Origin of the sequence: Pseudomonas sp. R28(2017) (genome assembly GCF_002112505.1) — a bacterium.
Classification (GTDB): Bacteria; Pseudomonadota; Gammaproteobacteria; order Pseudomonadales; family Pseudomonadaceae; genus Aquipseudomonas.
The window spans coordinates 301,732-325,852 of record NZ_NEHW01000004.1 but is presented as its reverse complement, the minus strand read 5'-3'; the positions used below and the strand labels follow the sequence as shown (position 1 = coordinate 325,852).

The 24,121-nt window shown below is 64.3% G+C and carries 23 protein-coding genes and 1 tRNA gene; 16 read left to right on the top strand and 8 right to left on the bottom strand.

Translation table 11 applies throughout. From position 1 onward, the window contains the following. Nucleotides 1-19: 19 nt before the first annotated feature. Complete coding sequence (gene rpoE, locus CAF78_RS09545; protein ID WP_003252049.1) at nucleotides 20-601, bottom strand: RNA polymerase sigma factor RpoE; 582 nt, start codon at nucleotides 599-601, stop codon at nucleotides 20-22. Between the two features lie 435 nt (nucleotides 602-1,036). Here rpoE and nadB point away from each other — a divergent pair, with 435 nt between their 5' ends. Beyond that, nucleotides 1,037-2,641 (top strand): L-aspartate oxidase, encoded by a 1,605-nt coding sequence (gene nadB / locus CAF78_RS09540; RefSeq protein WP_085675189.1) that lies wholly within the window; start codon nucleotides 1,037-1,039, stop codon nucleotides 2,639-2,641. On the opposite strand, the gene CAF78_RS09535 is transcribed toward nadB, so the two are convergent. Then, nucleotides 2,628-3,089, bottom strand: coding sequence for a protein YgfX (locus CAF78_RS09535; protein ID WP_085675188.1), 462 nt, complete (start codon nucleotides 3,087-3,089; stop codon nucleotides 2,628-2,630). The genes nadB and CAF78_RS09535 overlap by 14 nt on opposite strands. After that, the gene (locus CAF78_RS09530) at nucleotides 3,073-3,327 is read right to left on the bottom strand and encodes a succinate dehydrogenase assembly factor 2 (RefSeq protein ID WP_008094993.1); all 255 of its coding nucleotides are present in this window, start codon (nucleotides 3,325-3,327) and stop codon (nucleotides 3,073-3,075) included. The genes CAF78_RS09535 and CAF78_RS09530 overlap by 17 nt, the downstream gene beginning before the upstream one ends. Before the next feature lie 133 nt (nucleotides 3,328-3,460). On the opposite strand from CAF78_RS09530, the gene CAF78_RS09525 reads away from it, so the two are divergent. Beyond that, a complete protein-coding gene (locus tag CAF78_RS09525; RefSeq protein WP_085675187.1) occupies nucleotides 3,461-4,402 on the top strand; it encodes a folate-binding protein YgfZ in 942 nt (313 codons plus the stop codon). 31 nt (nucleotides 4,403-4,433) lie between these two features. After that, on the top strand, nucleotides 4,434-5,240 hold the full coding sequence (locus tag CAF78_RS09520; protein WP_085675186.1) for an HDOD domain-containing protein: 807 nt from the start codon (nucleotides 4,434-4,436) through the stop codon (nucleotides 5,238-5,240). A gap of 212 nt (nucleotides 5,241-5,452) precedes the next feature. Here CAF78_RS09520 and CAF78_RS09515 read toward each other — a convergent pair whose 3' ends face one another. Further along, the gene (locus CAF78_RS09515; RefSeq protein WP_085675185.1) at nucleotides 5,453-6,832 is read right to left on the bottom strand and encodes a sensor histidine kinase; all 1,380 of its coding nucleotides are present in this window, start codon (nucleotides 6,830-6,832) and stop codon (nucleotides 5,453-5,455) included. Next, nucleotides 6,825-7,496, bottom strand: coding sequence for a response regulator (locus CAF78_RS09510; protein ID WP_027594137.1), 672 nt, complete (start codon nucleotides 7,494-7,496; stop codon nucleotides 6,825-6,827). The genes CAF78_RS09515 and CAF78_RS09510 overlap by 8 nt, the downstream gene beginning before the upstream one ends. Before the next feature lie 200 nt (nucleotides 7,497-7,696). Between CAF78_RS09510 and CAF78_RS09505 the strand changes: the two genes are divergently transcribed. The 5 genes from CAF78_RS09505 (at nucleotide 7,697) to CAF78_RS09485 (ending at nucleotide 13,145) form a co-directional block, all read left to right on the top strand. Further along, nucleotides 7,697-8,986, top strand: coding sequence for an OprD family porin (locus tag CAF78_RS09505; protein WP_085675184.1), 1,290 nt, complete (start codon nucleotides 7,697-7,699; stop codon nucleotides 8,984-8,986). A gap of 43 nt (nucleotides 8,987-9,029) precedes the next feature. Further along, nucleotides 9,030-10,010 (top strand): tripartite tricarboxylate transporter substrate binding protein, encoded by a 981-nt coding sequence (locus CAF78_RS09500; protein ID WP_085675183.1) that lies wholly within the window; start codon nucleotides 9,030-9,032, stop codon nucleotides 10,008-10,010. A 134-nt stretch (nucleotides 10,011-10,144) separates the two neighbouring features. Then, complete coding sequence (locus CAF78_RS09495; protein ID WP_085675182.1) at nucleotides 10,145-10,603, top strand: tripartite tricarboxylate transporter TctB family protein; 459 nt, start codon at nucleotides 10,145-10,147, stop codon at nucleotides 10,601-10,603. A gap of 3 nt (nucleotides 10,604-10,606) precedes the next feature. Continuing rightward, nucleotides 10,607-12,121, top strand: coding sequence for a tripartite tricarboxylate transporter permease (locus tag CAF78_RS09490; RefSeq protein ID WP_085675181.1), 1,515 nt, complete (start codon nucleotides 10,607-10,609; stop codon nucleotides 12,119-12,121). Beyond that, nucleotides 12,114-13,145, top strand: coding sequence for an AbrB family transcriptional regulator (locus tag CAF78_RS09485; RefSeq protein ID WP_085675180.1), 1,032 nt, complete (start codon nucleotides 12,114-12,116; stop codon nucleotides 13,143-13,145). The genes CAF78_RS09490 and CAF78_RS09485 overlap by 8 nt, the downstream gene beginning before the upstream one ends. A 27-nt stretch (nucleotides 13,146-13,172) precedes the next feature. Here the strand turns inward: CAF78_RS09485 and ung are convergent, their stop codons facing one another. After that, a complete protein-coding gene (gene ung, locus CAF78_RS09480; protein WP_085675179.1) occupies nucleotides 13,173-13,865 on the bottom strand; it encodes a uracil-DNA glycosylase in 693 nt (230 codons plus the stop codon). A gap of 126 nt (nucleotides 13,866-13,991) precedes the next feature. Here ung and CAF78_RS09475 point away from each other — a divergent pair, with 126 nt between their 5' ends. Further along, complete coding sequence (locus CAF78_RS09475) at nucleotides 13,992-15,101, top strand: enoyl-CoA hydratase/isomerase family protein (RefSeq protein ID WP_085675178.1); 1,110 nt, start codon at nucleotides 13,992-13,994, stop codon at nucleotides 15,099-15,101. Nucleotides 15,102-15,106: 5 nt separating this feature from the next. On the opposite strand, the gene CAF78_RS09470 is transcribed toward CAF78_RS09475, so the two are convergent. After that, complete coding sequence (locus CAF78_RS09470) at nucleotides 15,107-15,547, bottom strand: hypothetical protein (RefSeq protein WP_085675177.1); 441 nt, start codon at nucleotides 15,545-15,547, stop codon at nucleotides 15,107-15,109. Nucleotides 15,548-15,759: 212 nt separating this feature from the next. Here CAF78_RS09470 and CAF78_RS09465 point away from each other — a divergent pair, with 212 nt between their 5' ends. The 7 genes from CAF78_RS09465 to CAF78_RS09435 all read left to right on the top strand — a co-directional run bounded on the left by CAF78_RS09465 (nucleotide 15,760) and on the right by CAF78_RS09435 (nucleotide 22,854). Beyond that, nucleotides 15,760-17,250 (top strand): sensor domain-containing diguanylate cyclase, encoded by a 1,491-nt coding sequence (locus CAF78_RS09465; protein WP_085675176.1) that lies wholly within the window; start codon nucleotides 15,760-15,762, stop codon nucleotides 17,248-17,250. Further along, nucleotides 17,243-17,473: a cysteine-rich CWC family protein gene (locus tag CAF78_RS09460; protein ID WP_085675175.1), complete on the top strand. Its 231-nt coding sequence runs from the start codon at nucleotides 17,243-17,245 to the stop codon at nucleotides 17,471-17,473. Before CAF78_RS09465 ends, CAF78_RS09460 begins: the two co-directional genes overlap by 8 nt. A gap of 28 nt (nucleotides 17,474-17,501) precedes the next feature. After that, complete coding sequence (locus tag CAF78_RS09455; RefSeq protein ID WP_085675174.1) at nucleotides 17,502-18,194, top strand: pseudouridine synthase; 693 nt, start codon at nucleotides 17,502-17,504, stop codon at nucleotides 18,192-18,194. 334 nt (nucleotides 18,195-18,528) lie between these two features. Then, a complete protein-coding gene (locus CAF78_RS09450) occupies nucleotides 18,529-19,416 on the top strand; it encodes an alpha/beta fold hydrolase (protein WP_085675173.1) in 888 nt (295 codons plus the stop codon). A 111-nt stretch (nucleotides 19,417-19,527) separates the two neighbouring features. Beyond that, nucleotides 19,528-19,601: transfer RNA gene (locus CAF78_RS09445), tRNA-Gly, on the top strand. Between the two features lie 200 nt (nucleotides 19,602-19,801). After that, nucleotides 19,802-21,502, top strand: a complete 1,701-nt coding sequence (locus CAF78_RS09440) for a SulP family inorganic anion transporter (RefSeq protein WP_085675172.1) — start codon at nucleotides 19,802-19,804, stop codon at nucleotides 21,500-21,502. Between the two features lie 341 nt (nucleotides 21,503-21,843). Then, complete coding sequence (locus CAF78_RS09435; protein ID WP_085675171.1) at nucleotides 21,844-22,854, top strand: DUF4917 family protein; 1,011 nt, start codon at nucleotides 21,844-21,846, stop codon at nucleotides 22,852-22,854. Nucleotides 22,855-22,906: 52 nt separating this feature from the next. Here the strand turns inward: CAF78_RS09435 and CAF78_RS09430 are convergent, their stop codons facing one another. Then, the gene (locus tag CAF78_RS09430; RefSeq protein ID WP_085675170.1) at nucleotides 22,907-24,121 is read right to left on the bottom strand and encodes an SAM-dependent methyltransferase; all 1,215 of its coding nucleotides are present in this window, start codon (nucleotides 24,119-24,121) and stop codon (nucleotides 22,907-22,909) included.

Genomic DNA, 24,121 nt, shown 5'->3' with positions numbered 1-24,121 from the left:
CTTGGCTGTCGCCGCTGTCTCAGGTTTCCTGCAACAACGGTTGCAGGGCTTTGTCTATGGCCTCCCGAGCGCGGAAGATTCGAGAGCGCACGGTACCCACCGGACATTGCATGACGCTGGCAATGTCTTCGTAACTCAACCCGTCGAATTCACGCAGGGTCAATGCCGTGCGCAGATCTTCGGGCAGTTGCTGGATGGTGCGATGGACAGTGCCTTCGATTTCATCCCGCAACAACGAGCGCTCTGGGGACTCGAGATCCTTGAGACCATGATCGCCGTCGTAAAACTCCGCATCCTCGGAGCTCACATCGCTGTCTGGTGGCCGTCTTCCACGGGACACCAGGTAGTTCTTCGCCGTGTTGATGGCGATGCGGTACAGCCAGGTATAAAACGCACTGTCACCGCGGAAATTGCCAAGCGCACGGTAGGCCTTGATAAAGGCTTCCTGCGCCACATCCTGGGCCTCGTGGGTGTCGTGAACGAACCGCACGATCAACCCTAGAATCTTGTGCTGATACTTCAGCACCAACAGATCGAACGCTCGCCTGTCTCCGCGCTGTACACGCTCGACAAGCTGCTGATCCTCTTCCTGGGTTAGCATGAACACTCCTCAGTGAACTCGAAGGAGCGTTGCAGCAGCCTTTGTTCGGGCTTGCAACCATAGACTCGGGCTTTGCGCAAAAGTTCTCCCCTCCAAGCAAGTTTCCTGCGGCCCTTGGTCGGCTCGCACGGAAGACGCGGCGCGGTCACGGCCCGCTGCGTCGATAATCAGGTTTCGAATACGCAGGTGTCAGCCCGGATAGAGCTGCCGCCCCGCGTCGCCGCGGCAAATTGTGGCGTGCGGACAGCCTTCATAGGATTTCCGGCCGTATCGGAAAGTTCCCACGAAGATTGACGCATCGTCCTAACTGGCATGGAAATTGGCTACCGCAGGCTGCTATAAAGGCAGCCCGGCCAGCATTCACGATAGTTTCACATTGCCATCTGCACGTGACTATTGTGCCGCGCCCTTTCCAAAGATTACTAGTGTCCCGACATGAGCCAACAATTCCAACATGATGTCCTGGTGATCGGCAGCGGCGCAGCCGGTCTCAGCCTGGCACTCAACCTTCCCGGCCACCTGCGCATAGCCGTGCTGAGCAAGGGCGACCTGGCCAACGGTTCGACCTTCTGGGCCCAGGGTGGGGTCGCCGCCGTCCTTGACGACACCGACACCGTGCAGTCGCATGTCGAGGACACCCTCAATGCCGGGGGCGGCCTGTGCAACGAGGAGGCCGTGCGCTTTACCGTCGAGCACAGCCGCGAGGCCATCGAATGGCTGATCGGGCAAGGCGTACCTTTTACCCGCGACGAACACTACAGCGTCGATGATGGCGGTTTCGAATTCCACCTCACCCGCGAAGGTGGCCACAGCCATCGACGCATCATCCATGCCGCCGACGCCACTGGCGCGGCAATTTTCACCACCTTGCTGGAACAGGCCCGCAAACGCCCGAACATCGAGCTGCTGGAGCAGCGCGTGGCGGTCGACCTGATCACCGAGCGCCGCCTGGGCCTGGCAGGCGATCGTTGCCTGGGAGCCTATGTCCTGAACCGCAACAGCGGCGAAGTCGACACCTTTGGCGCACGCTTCACCGTGCTGGCCACTGGCGGCGCAGCCAAGGTCTATCTCTACACCAGCAACCCCGACGGTGCCTGCGGTGACGGTATCGCCATGGCCTGGCGCGCCGGCTGCCGGGTGGCGAACCTGGAATTCAACCAGTTCCACCCGACCTGCCTGTATCACCCGCAGGCCAAGAGCTTCCTGGTCACCGAGGCCTTGCGTGGTGAAGGGGCGTTGCTGCGCCTGCCCAACGGCGAGCGCTTCATGCCGCGTTTCGACCCGCGAGAAGAGCTGGCTCCGCGCGACATCGTCGCCCGCGCCATCGACCATGAAATGAAGCGCCTGGGCGTCGACTGTGTGTACCTGGACATCACCCACAAGCCGGCCGACTTCATCAAGAGCCACTTCCCGACCGTATACGAGCGCTGCCTGGCCTTCGGCATCGACATCACTCGCCAGCCGATCCCGGTGGTTCCGGCGGCCCACTACACCTGTGGCGGGGTCGTGGTCGATGATCGCGGCCACACCGATGTCCCCGGCCTGTACGCCATCGGCGAAACCAGCTTTACCGGTCTGCATGGTGCCAACCGCATGGCCAGCAACTCGCTGCTGGAGTGCTTCGTCTATGGCCGCGCCGCAGCCGCGGACATCGAGGCGCATCTGGACCAGATCACCATGCCGAGAGCACTGCCCTGCTGGGACGCCAGCCAGGTGACCGACTCGGACGAAGACGTGATCATCGCGCACAACTGGGACGAGTTGCGGCGTTTCATGTGGGACTATGTGGGCATCGTGCGCACCAGCAAACGCCTGCAGCGTGCCGAGCATCGGGTTCGCCTGCTGCTCGACGAGATCGACGAGTTCTACAGCAACTACAAGGTCAGCCGCGACCTGATCGAACTGCGCAACCTGGCGCAGGTGGCCGAGCTGATGATTCGCTCGGCGATGCAGCGCAAGGAAAGCCGCGGGCTGCATTACACCCTGGACTACCCGGGGATGCTGCCCGAGGCCAAGGACACCATCCTCAGCCCGACCTGAAACAGGCGTCGAAGCGGCGCCGGCTGAACTTGAGCCTCACCCGCAAACGCCGGTGCAGATCAGCCCCCAGGGCGTCCCGAGGCACGCACTGGCTCTCGCCAAGCCAGTGCCCTGCCCTGACGAACCGCAACACCACCAGCCCCGGCAGTGCCACACTGTCCCGGCACAAGCGCACCGGCTGCCAGCCCAGCGCCCGGCTGAACACGCGCCAGCCCAACGCGTCTCGGCGCAGACCGGTAACGGCACGGGGATCAGTCAGCAGGATACGACGGGGAATCGCCCAGCAGGCGTGGGCACAACAAGCGGCAAGTACACAAAGGCCAAGCCACCAGGGCAGCACGCTCAGCCACAGGGCCAGTTGCGCCAGCACCTGGCAACCCAGGTAGGCCGCCAGCAACAGGCGCGAGCCCTGCCAACGGCACTCGAAACACTCACTTGGGCTGGACACGATCCAGAATGATGCGAACCATGCGCTGCAGCTCCGGGTCTTCCGACTCGGTACGCTCCATGAACCAGCCGAACATGTCCTGATCTTCACAGCTCAACAGGCGGACATAGAGTTCGCGGTCGGCTTCGCTCAGGGTCGGGTAGACCTCCTGGGTGAATGGCACCAGCAGTACGTCCAGTTCCAGCATGCCGCGGCGGCTGTGCCAGAAAAGCCGGTTGAGTTCAGTTTGTTCGACCATGGGGCCCTCCTCGAATGGTCGCGCAGTATACCGCGCGGTGAACGAAGCGGCACAGGGCGTTGGTCTAGTCACCTACCTATTTTGTTACTGGCGTTCTATGATGGCCGCCAGTCTTTAGCCACCGCGATGACCCATGGCCGATTCCGCTTTCTTCAGCCCCCTGTCCCACGAGGGCATCCTCGCCGTCCGCGGCTCCGACGCCGGCAAGTTCCTGCAGGGCCAGCTGACCTGCAACATCAACTACCTCAGCCTCGAGCACGCCAGCCTCGGCGCCCGCTGCATGGTCAAGGGGCGCATGCAGTCGAGCTTCCGCATCCTGCCCGAGGGCAATGGCTACCTGCTGGCCATGGCCAGCGAGCTGCTGGAGCTGCAACTGGCCGACCTGAAAAAGTACGCCGTGTTCTCCAAGGCCACGCTCACCGACGAAAGTACGGCCTGGGCACGCTTCGGTCTGCAAGGTGGCGACGCCGCGCTGCAGGCATTGGGGCTGGACGTTGCGCCGGTGGCGGGGAGCACCGCACGCCACAATGGCCTGATCGCCATTACTGTCTCGGCTGAGCGCACCGAACTCTGGGTACCGGCAGACCAGGCCGCCAACGTTCGCCAACAGCTGGCGGCCACAGTGCCGGAAGGCAGCCTCAACGACTGGCTGCTGGGGCAAGTTCGCGCCGGCATCGGCCAGGTCATGGGCCCGACCCGTGAGCTGTTCATCCCGCAGATGATCAACCTGCAGGCAGTCGATGGCGTAAGCTTCAAGAAAGGCTGCTACACCGGCCAGGAAATCGTCGCGCGCATGCAGTACCTGGGCAAGCTCAAGCGCCGTCAGTACCGGCTGGCGCTCGACCTGCAGGCTATTCCAGCCCCAGGCACGGAAATCTTCTCGCCAACCCACGGCTCATCGGTAGGTGAAGTGGTTATTGCCGCTGGCACTGGCCAGGGCTGCGAGCTGCTCGCGGTACTGAGCGCCGAGTCGGTGGAGGATGACAACCTGCACCTGGGCAGCCCGGAAGGCCCTCGCCTGCAGGTGCTGACCCTGCCGTACGCGCTGGACCGCGACCAGGAAATCCAGCGCTGAACAGTGCACCACCCTTGCCGTTGAGACGTTCATGAACAAGCTGGCCGAGATGGTTCAAGCGCAGTTGCTCGCTGCCATCGACAACGATGACCTGGTCCTGCCCACCCTGCCCGAAGTTGCCCTGAGCATTCGCGAGGCGGCTGAAGACAGCGAGATCAGCGTTGCCGCCCTGAGCAAGGTGATCGGCCGTGACGCTGCCCTGTCGGCACGCCTGATCAAGGTGGTCAACAGCCCGCTGCTGCGTGCAGCGGTCGAAGTCACCGACCTGCACACGGCCATCACCCGCCTGGGGATCAACTACAGCTGCAACCTGGCCATCGGCCTGGTGATCGAGCAGATCTTCCATGCCCGCTCGTCGGCCGTTGAACAGAAATTGCGAGAAATCTGGTCGAACAGCCTTGAAGTGGCTGGCATCAGCTATGAACTTTGCCGCCGCTACACGCAGCTGAAACCCGACCAGGCGACGCTCGGCGGGCTGGTGAACCAGATCGGCGCGCTGCCGGTGCTGATCTACGCCGAAGAGCACAACGAGCTGCTTTCCGACCCGGTCTGCCTGCACTATGTGATCGAGCAGATCCAGCCGGTGCTGGGGGACAAGATTCTCTCTTCGTGGGAATTTCCCGAGCAGTTGGTCAACCTGCCGAGCCAGGTGCAGGACCTGGACCGGCGCACCGACAAGGTCGACTACATAGACGTGGTGCAGATCGCCAAGTGCCTGAGCCAGCGTGGGCGCAGCAGGCCATTGCCGGCGTTGCCGGCCTATCGGCACCTGGGCCTGCCGTATGGCACCGAACTGGAAGTTGCCGAGCTGCTGGAAGCACGGAGCATGCTGCGCTGATTTGAGCCGCCAGTGCCGGCCTCTTCGCGGGCAAGCCCGCTCCCACAGGGGTTGCGCTGGCCTGAAAGCAAGTGCAGTACCTGCTCCCACAGGGTTGCGCTGGCCTGAAAGCAAGTGCAGTACCTGCTCCCACAGGGTTGCGCTGGCCTGGAGACAAGTGCAGTACCTGTGAGAGCGGGCTTGCCCGCGAAGAGGCCAGGACAGGCAACTGATCAGTCGGCAATGAAGCTGACCCGCACCTTCAACCCGCCCTTCTCACCATCATGCAGGCTGATCTGCGCCAAGTGCGCTCGGCAGATCTCGCCGACGATGGCCAACCCCAGCCCACTGCCCTGCACACCCCGCCGGTAGAACCGCTCGAACACCCGCTCGCGCTCCTCTTCGGGAATCCCCGGCCCATCATCCTCGACCTCCAGCACCGCCGGCGCCAGTACCCGAAGAATCACATTGCCGCCCGCCGGGGTATGCGCCAAGGCATTGTCCACCAGGTTGCTGAGCAGCTCGTTGAGCAACGTCGGCTCCCCCTTCAGCCACACCGGTGCCTCGGCCTCCAGCGCCAGAGCGACGCCCCGATTGTACGCCAATGGCGCCATGGCCATGCCCAGTTCACGGGCCAGCTGGCTCAGGTCCAGGCGCTGTGCACCGCCTTCGGCAATCGCCCGCGCACCGTTTTCAACCCGCGCCAGCGACAGCAGCTGGTTGGCCAGGTGGGTCAGGCGGTCGGTACCCTGCGCGGCCGATTCCAGGGTCTGCCGCCACTCCTCGGGCTGCTGCGAACGCAACCCCAGCTCGACCCGCGCCTTCAGCGCCGCCAGCGGCGTGCGCAGTTCGTGGGCAGCCTCGGCAATGAACTGCGCCTGGCGTTCGAACTGCCCGCGCAAGCGCTCGGTGAAATGGTTCAAGGCACGCACCAGCGGGCTCAGCTCGCGTTGCACCTGCACCACCGGCAGCGCCCGCAGGTCATCCGGCTGACGCTCTTCCACCGCCGTACGCAGGCGCTCCAGGGGGCGTAGCGCCGCGCTGACCGCGAACCACACCATCACCAGCGCACCCAGCGCCAGCATGCCCAGGCGCAGCAAGGTGTCGGCCATCAACCCACGGGCCATGCGCACCCGCGCCTCTTCGGTCTCGGCCACGCGGATTTCCGCCATGCCGTTCATGTTCGGCTCGCTCACCGCCTTCAGCAGGCTGACCACACGCACGTCCTGGCCGAGGTAGGTGGCGTCGTAGAAGCGCGCCAGCGCTGGATAGTCGTCGGTGCGCGGCGTGCCGGGCGGCGGTGGCGGCAGGCGCTCGTAGCCGGAAATCAGCTTCTGGTTGATGTCCAGCACCTGGTAGTAGATACGCCCGGCGCTGTCGTAGGCGAAGGTGTCCAGCGCCACGTAGGGCACATCGGCACTGAGGCTGCCATCGCGTTGCGACAGCCCGGCGGCAATGGTCCGCGCCGACGCCAGCAAGGTGCGGTCATAGGCGGTATCGGCGGCTTCGCGACCATTCCAGTAGGCGCTCAGGCCGCTGGCCAGCATCAGCACCACCAGCAGCAGCGCCAGGTTGCCCAGCAGCCGCCCGCGCAAGCTGCCGTTGTCACGCATCGCGATGCTCGAGCAGGTAACCCAGGCCACGGAAGGTGACGATGGCGACCGGGTGGCCATCGAGCTTCTTGCGCAGGCGGTGGATGTAGATTTCGATGGCGTCGGGGCTGGCCTCTTCATCCAGGCCGAACACCTGGGCGGCCAGCTGTTCCTTGCTCATCACCCGGCCGGGGCGAGCGATCAACGCCTCGAGCACGCTCTGTTCGCGCGAGGTCAGGGTCAGGTTGTCTTCGCCGAGGCTGAAGCGACGGGTGTCCAGGTCATAGACCAGTGGCCCGCAGCGCTGCTGGCGTTCGCCGCCGAGCACGCTGCGCCTGAGCAGGGCCTTCACCCGTGCTTCCAGTTCGGTCAGTTCAAAAGGCTTGGCCAGGTAATCGTCGGCGCCGAGGTTCAGGCCATGGACACGGTCCTTCACATCGCTGCGCGCGGTAAGCATCAGCACCGGCAAGGTCTTGCCGCGGCCGCGCAGGCGCGCCAGCACCTCGAAACCGTCCATGCGCGGCAGGCCCACATCGAGCACGGCAACGGCGTATTCCTCGCTGGCCAGGGCCAGGTCGGCAGCCACGCCATCATGCAATACATCCACGGTCAGGCCATGGCTTTTCAGGGCCTGGGCCACGCTTTCGGCCAGTTGCAGATGGTCTTCGACCAGCAGCACACGCATCGGATTCTCCCTGCTCGGGTGGGGCGGTGGCGCGGAGTGTACCGCTGTCGGCAAGCCTGTGAAGCCCCTCGAAACAAACCTTTCACGCTGAAAGGTTAGCGAAAGGTTCGTTGCCTAGCATCGCACCACGGTCGCTCCACGCGCCGAAAAAAGCACCAGCAAGGTGCAACGAATAAGAACAAAAAAACGGAGTCATCCCGATGCTGTCATCGCAGCCTCAGGCGTTCGCGCCTAGCCGTTCCCTGTCCGCACGCCCTTCTGCCATCGCCAGTGCCCTTGCACTTGCCGGTGTCGCCCCGCTGAGCCAGGCCGCCCTCTTCGAAGACAGCACGGCGACCTTCGAAACCCGCAACATGTATTTCAACCGCGACTTCCGTGACGGCACCAGCGCGCAGCAATCCAAGCGCGACGAATGGGCCCAGGGCTTCATGCTCAACTTCGAGTCCGGATATACCGATGGCCCCGTGGGTTTCGGCCTGGATGCGCTGGGCATGCTGGGCATCAAGCTCGACTCCAGCCCCGACCGCACCGACACCGGCCTGCTGCCGACCCACGATGACGGCAAGGCCGCCGACGAGTATTCCAAGCTCGGCCTGACCGGCAAGGTGAAAGTGTCGAAGACCGAACTGAAGGTCGGCACCCTGATCCCTGAACTGCCGACCCTGCAGCCCAACGACGGTCGCATCCTGCCGCAAACCTTCGAGGGCGGCCTGCTGACCTCACAGGAAATCAAGGGCCTGACCTTCACCGGCGCGCGCCTGGACAAGGCCAAGGACCGCAACGACACCAACTGGGAAGACCTGGCCCTCAACAACAAGAACGGCCGCTTCGGCGGCACCTTCAGCGCCGACAACCTCGACCTGGCGGGCCTGGACTACAAGTTCACCGACCGCATCACCGGCAGCTACCACTTCGCCCAGCTCGATGATATCTACCGCCAGCACTTCATCGGCATGCTCGCCACCCAACCCTGGGGCCCAGGCACCGTTGGCGCCGACGTGCGCCTGGCGGTCAGCGACGATGCCGGCGCCGCCAAGGCCGGGCGCATCGACAACACCACCTTCAACACGATGCTCAGCTACAGCCTGGGCGGGCACAAGGTCAGCGCCGCCTGGCAGCAGCTCTCGGGTGACAGCGCCTTCCCCTACATCGATGGCGCCGACCCGTACCTGGTCAACTTCGTCCAGATCAACGACTTCGCAGGTGCCGACGAGCGTTCGTGGCAAGCGCGCTACGACTACAACTTCGCCGCCCTCGGCGTCCCCGGCCTGACCTTCATGACCCGCTACATCAACGGTGACAACGTCAGCCGTGCCGCCGGTGGCGAGGGCAAGGAGTGGGAACGCAACACCGAACTCAAGTACGTGGTACAAAGCGGCCCGTTGAAGAACGTCGCCGTGCGCCTGCGCAACGCCACCTTCCGCTCCAACTTCGCCCGCGATGCCGACGAAGTGCGGTTGCTGGTGAGCTACAGCGTCGCGCTGTGGTAACCCATGCGGTAACCCATAACAACAACGCTCACGGAGACATTCGATGACCTTTTCACTGCGCCGCCTCGTCCTCGCCACCGGCTGCCTGCTGCTGGCCGGCAACGCCCTCGCTGCCGAACCGAAACGCCCGGAATGCATTGCCCCCGCCTCGCCCGGCGGTGGCTTCGACCTGACCTGCAAACTGGTGCAAAGCGCACTGGTACAGGAGAAGATCCTCAGCAAGCCGATGCGCGTGACCTACATGCCCGGCGGTGTCGGCGCCGTGGCGTACAACGCCGTGGTCGCCCAGCGCCCGGCCGATGCTGGCACCCTGGTGGCCTGGTCCAGCGGTTCGCTGCTGAACCTGGCCCAGGGCAAGTTCGGCCGCTTCGACGAGAACGCGGTGAAATGGCTGGCCGCGGTCGGCACCAGCTACGGCGCCATCGCGGTGAAGAGTGACTCGCCCTACAAGACCCTCGACGACCTGGTTGCGGCGCTGAAGAAGGACCCGAGCAAAGTCGTGATCGGCTCCGGCGGTACCGTCGGCAGCCAGGACTGGATGCAGACCGCGCTGATCGCCAAGGCTGCTGGCATCAACCCGCGCGACCTGCGCTACGTGGCCCTGGAAGGCGGCGGCGAGATCGCCACCGCGTTGCTGGGTGGGCACATCCAGGTCGGCTCCACCGACATCTCCGACTCCATGCCGCACATCCAGAGCGGCAACATGCGCATCCTCGCGGTGTTCTCGGAGAACCGCCTGGACGAGCCGGAAATGAAGGACATACCCACCGCCAAGGAACAGGGCTACGACATCGTCTGGCCGGTGGTGCGCGGCTTCTACCTCGGGCCGAAGGTCAGCGACGAAGAGTACGCCTGGTGGAAGGAATCGTTCGACAAGATACTGGCCTCGGAAGACTTCGCCAAGCTGCGCGACCAGCGCGAGCTGTTCCCGTTTGCCATGACCGGCGCGGAGCTGGACGGCTATGTGAAGAAGCAGGTGAATGAGTACAAGGCACTGGCCAAGGAATTCGGCCTGATCCAGTAAGCCCCGATCTTTCACCGACCTCTGTGGGAGCGGGCTTGCCCGCGAAGCAAGCACCACGGTGCATGGCACCGGCCATGCCGGTGTTCGCGGGCAAGCCCGCTCCCACAGGGCCCGCGTCCAACGAGGACTTCTTGATGATCCTGCAACGCATCTTCGCCCTGGCCCTGCTGGCGGTGTGCGCCGCCCTGGCCGTGATGGCCTGGCCCTACCAGGCCGCGTTTTCCTACGAACCGGTGGGGCCGCGCGCCTATCCACTGCTGATGCTCGGCCTGATGAACCTGGGCCTGCTGTACCTGGCGATCCGCCCCACGCCCATCGTACGCAAGGACGACGAGCCGGAGCTCGACCGCGAAACCTTGACCAAGATCGCCGCCTGCGTCGGCCTGCTGATCGTGTTTGCCGGCACCTTCGAAGCCCTGGGCTTCATCCTCAGCGCCATCCTGGTCGGCATCCCCATGGCCCGCCTGTATGGCGGCCGCTGGCTGCACAGCACCCTCGTGGTGGTGGGCATGAGCGTGCTGCTCTACTGGCTGTTCGACCGCGTCATGGACGTCCCCCTGCCCCTTGGCCTGCTGAGCGTACTGGAGAACTGACACATGGATACCTTGAGCTACCTGGGCCAGGGCTTCGGCGTCGCCCTGTCCCCTTACAACCTGGTCACGGCCCTGTCGGGCACGCTGATCGGCACCGTGGTCGGCCTGCTGCCGGGCCTGGGCCCGATCAACGGCGTGGCGCTGCTGATCCCGATCGCCTTCGCCCTCGGCCTGCCGCCGGAGTCGGCGCTGATCCTGCTGGCTGCGGTGTACCTGGGCTGCGAATACGGCGGCCGAATCAGCTCGATCCTGCTGAACATCCCGGGCGAAGCCTCGACCGTGATGACCACCCTCGACGGTTACCCGATGGCGCGCCAGGGCCTGGCCGGCGTGGCCCTGTCACTGTCGGCATGGAGCTCGTTCATCGGCGCGTTCATCGCCACCTGCGGCATGGTGCTGTTCGCCCCGCTGCTGGCGAAATGGGCGATCGCCTTCGGCCCGGCGGAGTACTTCGTGCTGATGGTGTTCGCTATCGTCGCCCTCGGCGGCATGGCCGGTGACAAGCCCCTGAAGACATTCATTGCCGCACTGATCGGCCTGTTCCTGTCAGCGGTCGGTATCGATGCCAACAGTGGCGTATACCGCTTCACCGGTGACAGTGTGCACCTGGCCGACGGTATCCAGTTCGTCGTGCTGGTCCTGGGCCTGTTCTCCGTCAGCGAAATCCTGCTGTTGCTGGAGAAGACCCACCATGGCCACGAAGCGGTCAAGGCCACCGGGCGCATGCTGTTCAACCTCAAGGAAGCGGCCTCGGTGTTCGTGGTCAATATCCGCTGCGGCCTGCTGGGCTTCATCATGGGTGTGCTGCCGGGTGCCGGCGCGACCCTGGCCAGCGCCGTGGCCTACATGACCGAAAAACGCATCGCCGGTGAAAAGGGCAAGTTCGGCAAGGGTGACGCCCGCGGCCTGGCGGCCCCGGAAACCGCCATTGGCGCTTCCTGCTGCGGCGCCCTGGTACCGATGCTGACCCTCGGCGTACCCGGCTCGGGCACCACGGCGGTGATGATCGGCGCGCTGACCCTGTACAACATCACCCCTGGCCCACTGCTGTTCGAACAGCAGCCAGACATCGTCTGGGGCCTGATCGCCTCGCTGTTCATCGCCAACATCATGCTGGTGATCCTGAACATCCCGATGATCCGCATCTTCACCCGCATCCTCGCCGTACCGAACTGGGCGCTGGTGCCGGTGATCGCGATCATCACGGCGATCGGGGTATACGCCGTGCATGCCACCACCTTCGACCTGTTCCTCATGGTCGGCATCGGCATCATGGGCTACATCCTGCGCAAGCTGGACTTCCCGCTGTCGCCGATCCTGCTCGGTTTCATCCTCGGCGGCCTGATGGAGCAGAACCTGCGCCGCGCGCTGTCGATCTCCAACGGTGAACTGGGCATCCTCTGGTCGAGCCCGATCAGCATGGGGGTCTGGGTGCTGGTGGTGGTCATGCTGACCCTGCCGCTGCTGCGCATCTGGCGCAAGCGCAGCCTGCAGCGCCGGGCCATGGCTGATGCCTGACCGGTCACTGCCGCTGTTTGTCGCAACCGGGCTGGTCGGCCTTGCTGGCGGTTTTGCCGCCAGCCAGGTCGGCTGGCCTTTGCCGTGGATGGTCGGCGCGTTGCTGGCGATCATCCTGGTGCGCTGCCTGACCCCCTGGCAGCTGTCAGAAATCCCCAACGGCCGCAAGTGCGGGCAATGCATCATCGGTATCGGTATCGGCCTGCACTTCACCCCGGCGGTGATCGAGCAGGTCGCCAGCCACTTCGCGCTGATCTGCTTCGGCGCGCTGTTCACCACCCTTTCCAGCGTGATCAGCGTGTGGCTGCTGCGGCGCACCGGCGAGGACCGCGCCACGGCGTTCTTCGCCAGCATGCCCGGCGGCTCGGGCGAGATGGTCAACCTTGGCGCACGCAATGGTGCGGTGCTCAGCCAGGTGGCGGCGGCGCAGAGCTTGCGCGTGCTGGCCGTGGTGCTGTGCGTGCCGGCACTGTTCAAGTACCTGCTCGGTGACGGCGTGCCGCTGAATCACAATGGCAATGTCAGCTGGAGCTGGCTGGCGCTGATCGTGCCGCTGGGTGTGGCGGTGGGGTTTCTCTGGCAGCGCTTGCGCCAGCCAAACCCGTGGCTGTTCGGGCCGTTGCTGGTGGCCGCCTCGGTGAGCCTGGCGGGCAACCTGCAGATCGCCATGCCCAACGGTGCCAGCCAGATCGGCCAGTGGCTGATCGGCAGCGGCCTGGCCTGCCACTTCAACCGTGCGTTCTTCCGCCGCGCGCCGTCCTTCCTCGGGCGCACGCTGCTGGCCACGGCGTTGTGCATGGCGATTGCCGGCTGTGCAGCGTGGGGGTTGAGCGTGATGACCGAACTGGACCTGCGCTCGCTGACGCTGGGGATGATGCCTGGCGGCATCGCCGAGATGAGCCTCACGGCCGAAACCTTGCAACTGTCGGTGCCGCTGGTGACGGCGCTGCAGGTGGTGCGGTTGATCCTGGTGCTGTTTCTGGCGGAGCCGTTGTTCAGGTATTGGGTCAGGGCCCAGGACTAGGGGCCGCCACGCAGCCCCTGCCTGACCTCAGAGTGGCGGCAATACCCAGTTGATGGGCGCCATGCCGCGCTGTTCGAGGAAGCTGTTGGTGCGGCTGAAGTGCCCGCAACCCAGGAAGCCGCGATACGCCGACAGCGGCGACGGGTGCACCGACTTGAGCACCAGGTGCTTGGTGCCATCGATCAGCTTCTGCTTGCTCTGGGCATGCGCCCCCCACAACAGGAACACCACGTTCGGGCACTGCTCGCTGACCACCTGGATGATCCGGTCGGTAAAGAACTCCCAGCCTTTCTTGGCATGTGAGGCGGCATTGGCGCGCTCGACGGTCATGGTGGTGTTGAGCAGCAGCACGCCCTGCTCGGCCCAGCTTTGCAGGTAGCCGTGGCTGGCGATCGGAATGTTCAGGTCGCGCTGCAACTCTTTGTAGATGTTGACCAGCGACGGTGGCGCCGGCACGCCCGGCTGCACCGAGAAGCACAGGCCATGGGCCTGGCCTGGGCCGTGGTACGGGTCCTGGCCGAGGATCACCACCTTGACCTGCTCCAGCGGCGTGGAATTGAGCGCATTGAAGATCAGCGGCCCCGGCGGGTAGATTTCCTTGCCGGCCGCGTACTCCTGGCGCAGGAACTCACGCAGCTGATGCATGTAAGGCTGGTCGAACTCGGCGCGCAGTGCAGCCTTCCAGCCGGGTTCGAGTTTGATGCGATCGTCTTCAGTCATGGGGCCATCCGTAAACAATGGCGCGACACTAGGTAAGCCACCTGCCCTTGTCAATCGATCCGACCGACGACCGGCATGATCGGCCACGCGGGCCATACTTGGGGGATGACTTGCGCGAGGTAGTCCATGGCCATTCAATGCGAGGTACTCAGCGGCGCCGATGGCGCCCGGATCGGCATCGCCACCCTCGATGCCCCCAAGGCGCTCAATGCCCTCAACCTGCCGATGATCGAAGTGCTCGGCGAGCAGCTGCACAGCTGGGCCAGCGACCCTGGGGTGGTCTGTGTGTTGTTGCGCGGCAGCGGTGCCAAGGCCTTCTGTGCTGGCGGCGATGTACGGGCACTGGCCCAGGCCTGCCTGGCCCACCCCGGCAGCGTACCACCGCTGGCCGCCACCTTCTTTGCCGCCGAGTACCGCCTCGACTACCTCTTGCACACCTACCCCAAGCCGCTGCTGTGCTGGGGCCACGGGCATGTGCTGGGCGGTGGCATGGGGCTGCTGCAGGGCGCCGGGGTACGCATCGTCACGCCCAGCAGCCGCCTGGCCATGCCGGAAATCAGCATCGGCCTTTACCCGGACGTAGGCGCCAGCTGGTTTCTCGCCCGCCTGCCCGGCAAGTTGGGCTTGTTCCTCGGGCTGACCGGGGCACCGATCAATGCCCGCGATGCCCTTGACCTGGACCTGGCGGATCGGTTCTTCGGGGAGGAACAGCAAGAGGCGTTGATCGAAGAGCTGCTGCAATTGAACTGGCAGGAGCAGACCGACCTGCAGCTGAACAGCCTGCTCAAGGCCGAACAGCACCGCGCCTGGGCCGAGCTGCCTGCGGCGCAGTGGCTGCCGCGGCGCCAGGTGATCGATGCACTGCTCGATGTGGCCGACCCGGCAGCGGCCTGGCGGGCACTGGAAGGCCTCAAGCATCACACCGATCCGCTGCTGGCCGAAGCCGGCCAGCGCCTGCATGAAGGTTGCCCGCTGACGGCGCACCTGGTCTGGGAGCAGATCCACCGTGCCCGGCACCTGTCACTGGCCCAGGTGTTACAGATGGAGTACAGCATGAGCCTCAATTGCTGCCGGCACCCGGAATTCAGCGAAGGCGTGCGGGCCCGCCTGCTGGACAAGGACAACCAGCCGCGCTGGCACTGGCCGGATGTGGCGCAGGTGCCAGCGGCGGTGGTCGAGGCGCACTTCGCCAAGGTGTGGGAAGGCCGGCATCCTCTGGCCGACCTGGGGTCATGAGCGGATCAGCGCTGCCAGTTGTGGTCCCCTCCGCGCCCACGATCCGGTTGGCGATCGTTGCCCCCGCGGTTGTTGGAATGCCAGCGATCGTGCTGGTAGCGCTGGCTGCCATCGCGATAGTCATGGCGGTCGCGATCGCGCCCATAGTCGTTGCGCTGACGATTGCCATAGTCATAGCGCGGGTTGCCATGCCACTGGTTCATCCCAGGCTGCGGACCGGGCCGGTAGTAAGGTGCAGGTGCCGGGCGGTAGTAACGCGGCGCCGGCTGGTAGTAGTAGCGTGGCTGCGGCGTCACATAGTAGCGGTCATAGCGGTAATACCCCGGCGCCACGTAGCGATCGGTGGAATAGTATTCGGAACGGGAATAGCCGCCACTCTCGTAGTAGGGCGCGCAGGCGGACGTCATCAGACCCAGCAGGGCGATCAACAGAATTCGATAGGACATGGCGGCCTCCTGGACCGCTGAGGTGCCCGAACAGCGGCGCTGGCGAGCGTCGACGATAAAGCGTTCATCGACAATGAATCAGACAACGGCGCCGAGGTGCAGTGCCATTTCAGCAACAAATTGATACAGGTATAAATAACCCTGAAAAACATGCAGTCATTTGCCTGTCATCTCACTAGAATGAGCGGCTCGGCACACATCACGGGAAGATCATGCCTTCACGCTCCGCCCTGTTTTCACAGCGCTCGCTGATCCTCGCCCTGCTGCTGTTGCTGGCCTGCGGCTTCCTTGCCACCTCGCTGATCAGCTATTTCGCCTCGCGCAGCGCGATCCGTGACGGCATCGTCAATACCGAGTTGCCGCTGACCTCCGATACCGTCTATTCGGAAATCCAGAAAGACCTGGTCCGCCCGGTGCTGATCGCCTCGATGATGGCCCAGGACACCTTCCTGCGCGACTGGGTACTGGCGGGTGAACAGGACACCCAGCGCATCACGCGCTTTCTCGGCGAGGTCATGGGCAAGCAGGACACCTTCACCTCGTTCTTCGTTTCCGACCGCAGCCTCACCTACTACCAGGCCAAGGGCGTGCTCAAGCATGTGGTCCCGAACACCTGGCGCGATGCCTGGTACTTCCGCCTGCGCGAGCTGAAAGCGCCGTATGAGATCAACGTCGACCTGGACATGGCCAACAAGGACAGCCTGACGGTGTTCATCAACTACCGGGTGCTGGACTACCAGCAGCGCTTCATCGGCGCCGCCGGGGTTGGCCTGAGCGTGGACGCGGTGATCAAGCTGATCGACACGTACCAGCGCCGTTACCAGCGCTCGGTGTTCTTCACCGACGCCAACGGCAAGGTCATTCTGACCGGCTCGGAGGGTGGCCCCCATGGCCTCAAGGTCGGGCAAGCCCTGGCCGACAATGCCGACCTGAGCGATGTGCTGGCGCAGCACCCGACGCCCACCGAGGGCAGCCACGAGTACAAGGACAGCAAAGGCCACAGCCACTTCCTCAACGTGCGGCAATTGCCGGAACTGGGCTGGTACCTGCTGGTCGACAAACGCGAGACCGGCGCCCTCGACCGCATCCGCCACTCGCTGTACCTGAACCTGGTGATCTGCGCGATGATCAGCCTGGTGGTGCTGTCGCTGCTCAATGGCATGCTCAGGCGCCACCAGGCCAGCACCGAGGCACTGGCGACCCTCGACAGCCTGACCGGGCTGCCCAACCGGCGCAGTTTCGACCTGCTGGCCGCCCAGGCCCTGCAGGAGGCCCAACGCGATTGCGCGCCGCTGGTCGCCTTGCTGATCGACCTCGATCATTTCAAGGTGCTCAACGATACCCACGGCCACCTGGCAGGCGACGAAGTGCTGCGCCAGTTCGCCAATGTGTTGCAGGGCAGCCTGCGGCAGTCGGATATACTCTGCCGCTGGGGCGGTGAGGAGTTCATCGTGCTACTGCGTGAGGCCGAAGGCCGGCAGGCCATCGACGTGGCCCAGAAGATCCGCCGTCGAACCGAGCAACTGACGTTCAGCTACGAAGATCAACCCGTGCACCTGACCACCAGCATCGGCCTCAGCGCCTTGCAGCCAGGCGACACCCTGCACGCCCTGCTGACCCGCGCCGACCGTGCGCTCTATCGTGCCAAGCAGGCCGGCCGCAACCGCGTCTGCAGTGAAACCCCCGGAACCGGACATGAATGACAGCCAGCACTGCCCCGCCTGTGGCGCCCTCAACCAGTGCAGCCTGGCCGACCCACGCAGCGCCACCCAGGCCTGCTGGTGCTACGGCGTGAGCATCGACCCCGCCGTGCTTCAGGCCCTGCCTGCCGAACTGCGCGACAAGGCCTGCCTGTGCCCACGCTGCGCTGCCGTGGAAGACCAGCTTGCAGGTGATGCGACAGCGGTCATCGGTGAAAACCGCTAAACTGCACCTCCCTTTACTGCCCGCCGCCATGCGCCTAGACCGTTTCCTCGCCAACCTGCCCTGCTACAACCGCCAGCAAGTGCGCCTGCTGCTGGTGCAGCGCCGTGTGCGCCTGGAAGGCGAAGTCGTCACCGATCCCAAAGCAGATGTCCGCGAGTTCAGCCGCGTAGAAGTTGACGATCAACTGTTGCAGGCCGGCCGCCCTGCGCGCTACCTGATGCTGTACAAGCCCAGAGGCTGCGTCAGCGCCACGCAAGACCCGCAGCACCGCACCGTGCTCGACCTGCTGCCCGGCGAATTGCGCGACGACCTGCACATCGCCGGGCGCCTGGACTTCAATACCACCGGTTTGATGATCCTGACCAACGATGGCCAGTGGTCACGGCGCCTGACCCAGCCGACCACCAAGCTGCCCAAGCACTACCTGGTGGAAACCGAAGACGAGATCGGCGCGCACTATGTCGCCAAGTTCCATGAGGGTGTGTATTTCGCCTTCGAAAACCTGTCCACCCTGCCCGCCCGGCTCGATATCCTCGGCCCGCGTCAGGCGCGGCTGGCAATCGTCGAAGGGCGTTATCACCAGGTCAAGCGCATGTTCGGCCATTTCGACAACAAGGTGGTCGGCCTGCACCGCGAAAGCATGGGTACCATCCGCCTCGACCCGAGCCTGCAACCCGGTGATTTCAGGGCCCTGACCGCCGAAGAAATCGCTTCGGTGTGAATGCCGTAATACAGGCATACGACCGCTGAGCGGCCCGAGTCACAAATTTGCGCAAACGGCACTTGCGGGATCCCCGACCCGCTGCTTGACTCCTAACTCGTCAGTCCGCGAGTGACTACCCAGTCACGCCTGCAGTTCATGACACCTTTTGCCGGCCACCCAAAGCCCAGATGCCTTGGGGCACGGCAGATTGCCCGCCACAACAATATCGTCGACACGTGTGCCAAGGATCGACACAGGGCCCCCCGATTTATTCCAGGCGAATGCCTACCTGTCATAAAGAACGTGCACCCTAGGTGACGCGATTACCCTTTTTGCGCCAGGAGTCGATGACATGAGGCCAGAAATCGCTGTACTTGATATCCAAGGTCAGTATCGGGTTTACACGGAGTTCTATCGCGCGGATGCGGCCGAGAAGACGATCATCCTGATCAATGGTTCGCTGGCCACCACGGCCTCGTTCGCCCAGACGGTGCGTAACCTGCACCCGCAGTTCAACGTTGTGCTGTACGACCAGCCGTATGCCGGCAAGTCCAAGCCGCACAACCGCCAGGAGCGGCTGATCAGCAAGGAGGACGAGGCGCATATCCTCCTCGAGCTGATCGAGCGCTTCCAGTGCGACCACGTCATGTCCTTCTCCTGGGGCGGTGCCTGCACCCTGCTGGCGCTGGCGCACCAGCCGCGGCAGGTGAAGAAGGCGGTGGTCAGTTCGTTCTCGCCGGTGATCAACGAACCGATGCGCGACTACCTGGAGCGTGGCTGCCAGTACCTGGCTGCCTGCGATCGCTACCAGGTCGGCAACCTGGTCAACGACACCATCGGCAAGCACCTGCCATCGCTGTTCAAGCGCTTCAACTACCGGCATGTCAGCAGCCTGGACAGCCACGAGTATGCGCAGATGCACTTCCACATCAACGAAGTGCTGCAGCGTGACCTGCAACGGGCGCTGAACGGCGCGCGCAATATCGACATCCCGGTGCTGTTCATCAACGGCGAGCGCGATGAATACACCACGGTGGAAGATGCCCGCGAGTTCGGCAAGCATGTAGGCAACAGCCAGTTCAGCGTGATCCGCGACGCTGGCCACTTCCTCGACATGGAAAACAAGTCGGCCTGTGAAGACACCCGCAACGTCATGCTTGGCTTCCTCAAGCCAACCATGCGCGAGTCCCGTCAACGCGGTAATTCATACACCCAGGGGCAGCATGCATTGGCCATTTGAGCGCATCGGCGTCCTGTAGCCCACACCCGCAGGTTATGGGTCGCCGACAAGCTTTTTTATAACGTGGGCTTCTATTTCAGGGAGGGTTCTGGTAAAAAGTCCAGCGCAGACGCGGGTATAGTTTAGTGGCAAAACGAAAGCTTCCCAAGCTTTAGTTGAGGGTTCGATTCCCTCTACCCGCTCCACACATTGCATTCCCCGCATGGCGTTTCAGCAACGTCATCGCTGTCAAAAGGAGCCCACGGCTCCTTTTTTCGTTTCTGCTCCCTTCCTTGACAGGGCCCATGGCCGCGCTCGATGTTTTCCGTTCCAATTCGCTTGCAAGCGAAACGGCTTGAAGTGCATATGCTTCATGGATCCGTGAAACATTTCGAAAGGACCACGCATGTTTCTCTCCCGCTGGCTCCCCGGCCTTGCCAACCTGCTGCACTACCGCCGCGAATGGTTCCATGCCGACCTGCAGGCAGGGCTGTCGGTGGCGGCGATCCAGATCCCCATCGCCATCGCCTATGCACAGATCGTCGGCCTGCCACCGCAGTACGGCCTGTATGCGTGCGTACTGCCGATGATGGTGTATGCCCTGATCGGCAGCTCGCGCCAGCTGATGGTCGGCCCGGACGCCGCCACCTGCGCGATGATTGCCGGCGCTGTGGCGCCACTGGCCATGGGCGACCCGCATCGCATCGCCGAGCTTTCGGTGATTGTCACCGTGCTGGTCGGGGTGATGCTGATTGTCGCCGGCCTGGCGCGTGCAGGCTTTATCGCCAGCTTCTTCTCGCGACCGATCCTGATCGGTTACCTGAACGGCATCGGCCTGAGCCTGATTGCCGGGCAACTGTCCAAGGTCGTGGGGTTCAAGATCGAGGGGGACGGGTTCATCCTCAGCGTGGTCAATTTCTTCCAGCGCCTGAACGAGATCCACTGGCTGACCCTGGCCATCGGCCTGGCCGGGCTGGCGCTGCTGATCTGGCTGCCGCGCCGCTACCCTCGCCTGCCGGCAGCCCTGGTGACCGTGGCAGTCTTCACCCTGCTGGCCGGCCTGCTCGGCCTGGACCGCTTCGGCGTCGCCATTCTCGGGCCGGTGCCGTCCGGCATCCCCAAGCTCGCCTGGCCCCACAGCAACCTGGATGAAACCAAGAGCCTGCTGCGCGATGCCCTGGGTATCGCCACCGTGAGTTTCTGCAGCGCCATGCTCACCGCGCGCAGCTTCGCCGCACGCCACGGCTATGCGATCAACGCCAACCATGAGTTCGTCGCCCTCGGCGTCAGCAACCTGGCCGCCGGCATTTCCCAGGGCTTTGCCATCAGCGGCGCCGACTCGCGCACGGCAGTCAATGACATGGTCGGTGGCAAGAGCCAGCTGGTCGGCATCATCGCGGCACTGGTCATCGCCCTGATCCTGCTGTTCTTCACCGCACCGATGGCGTGGATCCCCCAGGCGGTGCTGGGCGCCGTGCTGTTGATGGCTGGCTGGGGCCTGATCGACATCAGGTCGCTGGGCAACATCAAGCGCCTGAGCCGCTTCGAGTTCTGGCTGTGCCTGCTGACCACGGTCGGCGTGCTCGGCCTGGGTGTGCTGCCGGGCATCGTGTTTGCCGTGACCCTGGCGATCCTGCGCCTGCTCTACACCATCTACCAGCCCACCGACGCCGTGCTCGGCTGGCTGCCGGGCACCGAGGGCCAGGTCGACATCCGCAAACACAAGGAGGCCCGCACCGTGCCGGGCCTGGTGGTGTACCGCTTCGACGACGCGATCCTGTTCTTCAACGCCGACTACTTCAAGATGCGCCTGCTCGAAGCCGTGCAGAGCCAGGCCCAACCCCAGGTGGTGCTGTTCGATGCCGAAGCGGTGAGCAGCATCGACGTCAGCGGCATCGCCGCCCTGCGCGAGGTGCGCGACACCCTTGCAGCGCAGGGCATCCACTTCGCCATCGCCCGCGCCCGTGGCACCTTCCTGCGCATGCTGGTGCGCTCGGGGATGGCGCGGGAGATGGAAGACAAGCTGCTGTTCGGCTCGGTGCGGGCGGGAATACGGGCTTATCGGGTTTGGCGGAACAGGCGGCGCAGGGAGCCGGTGGCAGATTAAGGAATTGGACTACAACGGAGCCAGAAGAGGACGATCGGCTGTTCAAGGTATTCAATATCCCAAACGCTTCAGCAAACCCGCCTCGCTTTCTGCCGGGCGTTGATAAGCACGTAAGAACTCTCCAGCCCGGCGGGTGAAGATCCCGTCGACACCGGATTTCAGGTAACCCGCACACAGGGTTACCACTTGCTTCAGGGCAGTGCGGTAACTGTGGGAGCGGGTTCACCCGCGAACAGGCCGGATCAGGCAAGACAACACGGCAATGTAGACAGCAACCCTCGCACACCTCGCATGACATGCTAAAGTCCCCGCCGTTTCCCGCACCACCGAACGGACCGCACATGCCAGCTCTCGACGCCCGCCTCGCCTCTTGGCCAGACCTCAACCAGCGCCACCCGTGCACAGCCTTGCTGCTGGGCAACGGCGCCAGTCGCGCGCTGTGGAAACCGTTCGGCTACTTCTCGCTGTACGAGGAGGCCCAGCGCGCCGGGCGCAAGAAAGGCCTGGCGATCAGCGACCAGGCCCTGTTCAAGTCGCTGGGCACCGAGTTGTTCGAGCCGGTGCTGAGCACCCTCAACCACACCGTGCGCGCCAACGCGGCCCTGGCCATCAACTCCACCGCGCCGTTGAACCGCTACTACTCGATCAAGGAAGGCCTGATCCACGCCATCCGCACGCTGCACCTGCCCTGGCCGCTGATGCCCGCCGCCACCCTGGCGTCGATCAACCAGGCCTTGCGCGAATACCGCAGCGTGTATACCAGCAACTACGACCTCATCCTGCCCTGGGCCCTGCAGCACGACCGGCAGGGCTTCGCCGCGCTGTTCGACGACCAAGGGTTCTTCGACGTACGCCGCACCCGCAGCGAAGGCACCCGCGTGCTGCACCTGCATGGTGGCCTGCACCTGCTCAAGCTCCCCGACGGCAGCACCCGCCAGCGCAGCGCCGACAGCGCCGAGCTGCTGGACGGCTTTGCCGTGAACATTCCCGGTGAAGTGCCGTTGTTCGTCAACGAAGAACGCAGCGACGAGAAACTGCGCGCCATCCGCAACTCGGATTACCTGGCCTGGGGGTTGGGGCAGCTGGCACAGGAAAGCCAGGGCCTGTGCCTGTTCGGGCAGCACCTCGACAGCACTGACCAGCACCTGGTCGACGCCATTCGCCAGGCGCGGCCGGCGCATCTGTCGATTGCCATCCGGCCGTTAAGCGACGCTTCGGTGCTCAACCAGAAGCAGCACTTTGTCGAGCGGTTCGGGGACATGACGGGGACGGCGCTGCACTTCTTCGATGCCAGCACGCATCCGTTGGGGTTGGCGGGGTTGGCGATCGAGGTGCCGTCAGCGCGTCGTTAGATGACGCGCCTTGTCTGGCGGGCGGGCGCCCAGGGACTTGATCTCGTTTTACTCAGATCAGCTTGTCAGCCTGCAACAACGTCTCCAGGCAATGCTCCTGCACCCCATAAAACGCCTTGAGCTGCGCGATTTTCTCCAGCAATGCCGCGTTATCGCCCACCTGCCGGCGCTTCACCGCAAGAATCATCTTGTTCTTGTTGGTGTGCTCCAGGGAGATGAACTCGAACACCTTGGTCTCGTAACCACAGGCTTCCAGGTACAACGCGCGCAGGCTGTCGGTGAGCATCTCGGCCTGCTGCCCCAGGTGCAGCCCATATTGCAGCATCGGTTGCAGCAGCCCCGGGCTGTGCAGTTGCGGGCGGATCTGCTTGTGGCAGCACGGTGAGCACATGATGATCGCGGCGTTGCAGCGGATGCCGGTGTGGATGGCGTAGTCAGTGGCGATGTCGCAAGCGTGCAAGGCGATCATCACCTCGATGGCCTCGGGCACCACGCTGCGCACGTCACCGCACTGGAATTCCAGGCCCGAATGCTCCAGGCGCCGGGCAGCGGCATTGCACAGGTCGACCATGTCCTGGCGCAACTCCACCCCGGTCACCTGTGCCTCGCGGCTCAGGGTGTTGCGCAGGTAGTCATGCATGGCGAAGGTCAGGTAACCCTTGCCCGAACCAAAGTCGGCGACCCGCAGCGGCTGCTCGGCCGGCACCGGGGCGGTGGCCAGGGCGTGGTCGAAGACTTCGATGAACTTGTTGATCTGCTTCCACTTGCGCGACATCGACGGGATCAGCGCGCCTTGGGCATCGGTCACGCCCAGGTCACGCAGAAATGGCCGCGACAGCGCCAGGTAGCGTTTCTTCTCGCGGTCATGGCTGGTATTGGCAGCCGCCTCGCGTGGCGCCTGCGCGCCATGGCGCTGAAGCATCGGCTTGCCCTTCTTGCTGAAGGTCAGTTGCACTTCGCCGTCGGCGTCGAACAGGTGGGCGTTGCGGAAGCTGTCCGGCAGCAGCTCGGCAACCAGGGCCTCGGCCTGGTCCAGCGGCAGGTTGCGGGTGATGTCGCGGGTCTGGTGGCGGTAGACCAGCGACAGCTGGGCCTGCCCCTTCACCAGCAGCGGCTTGGCGATGATGCGCTGCAAGGTCTGGTCGGTACCGACATGGCGCGCCAGCACCAGCTTGACCAGGGTGTTGCCGTGCAGGGCGGCACTCAGCAGGTCGAGGAACTGGGCGCGCGCATCCGGCGCGGTGGAAGCGGAAGTACTGGCGGACAT

Coding starts and splice junctions, on each gene's coding strand:
- rpoE (WP_003252049.1), bottom strand. CDS start 601: ATGCTAACCCAGGAAGAGGATCAGCAGCTTGTCGAGCGTGTACAGCGC.
- nadB (WP_085675189.1), top strand. CDS start 1,037: ATGAGCCAACAATTCCAACATGATGTCCTGGTGATCGGCAGCGGCGCA.
- CAF78_RS09530 (WP_008094993.1), bottom strand. CDS start 3,327: ATGGTCGAACAAACTGAACTCAACCGGCTTTTCTGGCACAGCCGCCGC.
- CAF78_RS09525 (WP_085675187.1), top strand. CDS start 3,461: ATGGCCGATTCCGCTTTCTTCAGCCCCCTGTCCCACGAGGGCATCCTC.
- CAF78_RS09520 (WP_085675186.1), top strand. CDS start 4,434: ATGAACAAGCTGGCCGAGATGGTTCAAGCGCAGTTGCTCGCTGCCATC.
- CAF78_RS09515 (WP_085675185.1), bottom strand. CDS start 6,832: ATGCGTGACAACGGCAGCTTGCGCGGGCGGCTGCTGGGCAACCTGGCG.
- CAF78_RS09510 (WP_027594137.1), bottom strand. CDS start 7,496: ATGCGTGTGCTGCTGGTCGAAGACCATCTGCAACTGGCCGAAAGCGTG.
- CAF78_RS09505 (WP_085675184.1), top strand. CDS start 7,697: ATGCTGTCATCGCAGCCTCAGGCGTTCGCGCCTAGCCGTTCCCTGTCC.
- CAF78_RS09500 (WP_085675183.1), top strand. CDS start 9,030: ATGACCTTTTCACTGCGCCGCCTCGTCCTCGCCACCGGCTGCCTGCTG.
- CAF78_RS09495 (WP_085675182.1), top strand. CDS start 10,145: ATGATCCTGCAACGCATCTTCGCCCTGGCCCTGCTGGCGGTGTGCGCC.
- CAF78_RS09490 (WP_085675181.1), top strand. CDS start 10,607: ATGGATACCTTGAGCTACCTGGGCCAGGGCTTCGGCGTCGCCCTGTCC.
- CAF78_RS09485 (WP_085675180.1), top strand. CDS start 12,114: ATGCCTGACCGGTCACTGCCGCTGTTTGTCGCAACCGGGCTGGTCGGC.
- ung (WP_085675179.1), bottom strand. CDS start 13,865: ATGACTGAAGACGATCGCATCAAACTCGAACCCGGCTGGAAGGCTGCA.
- CAF78_RS09475 (WP_085675178.1), top strand. CDS start 13,992: ATGGCCATTCAATGCGAGGTACTCAGCGGCGCCGATGGCGCCCGGATC.
- CAF78_RS09470 (WP_085675177.1), bottom strand. CDS start 15,547: ATGTCCTATCGAATTCTGTTGATCGCCCTGCTGGGTCTGATGACGTCC.
- CAF78_RS09465 (WP_085675176.1), top strand. CDS start 15,760: ATGCCTTCACGCTCCGCCCTGTTTTCACAGCGCTCGCTGATCCTCGCC.
- CAF78_RS09460 (WP_085675175.1), top strand. CDS start 17,243: ATGAATGACAGCCAGCACTGCCCCGCCTGTGGCGCCCTCAACCAGTGC.
- CAF78_RS09455 (WP_085675174.1), top strand. CDS start 17,502: ATGCGCCTAGACCGTTTCCTCGCCAACCTGCCCTGCTACAACCGCCAG.
- CAF78_RS09450 (WP_085675173.1), top strand. CDS start 18,529: ATGAGGCCAGAAATCGCTGTACTTGATATCCAAGGTCAGTATCGGGTT.
- CAF78_RS09440 (WP_085675172.1), top strand. CDS start 19,802: ATGTTTCTCTCCCGCTGGCTCCCCGGCCTTGCCAACCTGCTGCACTAC.
- CAF78_RS09435 (WP_085675171.1), top strand. CDS start 21,844: ATGCCAGCTCTCGACGCCCGCCTCGCCTCTTGGCCAGACCTCAACCAG.
- CAF78_RS09430 (WP_085675170.1), bottom strand. CDS start 24,121: ATGTCCGCCAGTACTTCCGCTTCCACCGCGCCGGATGCGCGCGCCCAG.